This window comes from Streptomyces sp. NRRL F-5135 (assembly GCF_000719775.1).
In the GTDB taxonomy this organism is placed as follows: Bacteria; Actinomycetota; Actinomycetes; order Streptomycetales; family Streptomycetaceae; genus Streptomyces; species Streptomyces hebeiensis.
On the sequence record NZ_JOHR01000075.1, the window covers coordinates 1 to 392 of the forward strand.

Genomic DNA, 392 nt, shown 5'->3' on the forward strand with positions numbered 1-392 from the left:
CTACTCTCCGTCCCGCACCCGACCCGCCCCTAACCGGCCCCCGCCCGTCTCCGTCCGGCGTCCGTCACCGGCCGTCGTGGCCGGATCACGACCCATTGACCTGTTGTTCACATAACCGCCTTGATCAATTCGAGGGTCGCCTCGCATTCCGGGTCCCGCGCCTCCGGAAAATCCCGGAGCGGGGTCGGCTGATCAATTACGGAATCATCGTGCGATGCATCCGTACGGGTGGGCGATCCTCGAACGGAGTAGGCGAAGAAGGCGGCTCCGAACCCGACAAAACGGGGCATCGCTCCTCGGTTGTGGGGCTCCGGGTAGGTGTAACGTGCGCGTTTCTCTGCGTCCACGCAGCGGCTCCGACCTGCGAATACCGCCTTCCGGAAGCCCTCCGC

General features: G+C 65.6%; 1 protein-coding gene. It reads right to left on the reverse strand.

Translation table 11 applies throughout. From position 1 onward, the window contains the following. Positions 1–107: 107 nt before the first annotated feature. Positions 108–392: hypothetical protein (locus IG02_RS43360; RefSeq protein WP_234315037.1), on the reverse strand; the 285-nt coding region annotated here is incomplete at its 5' end.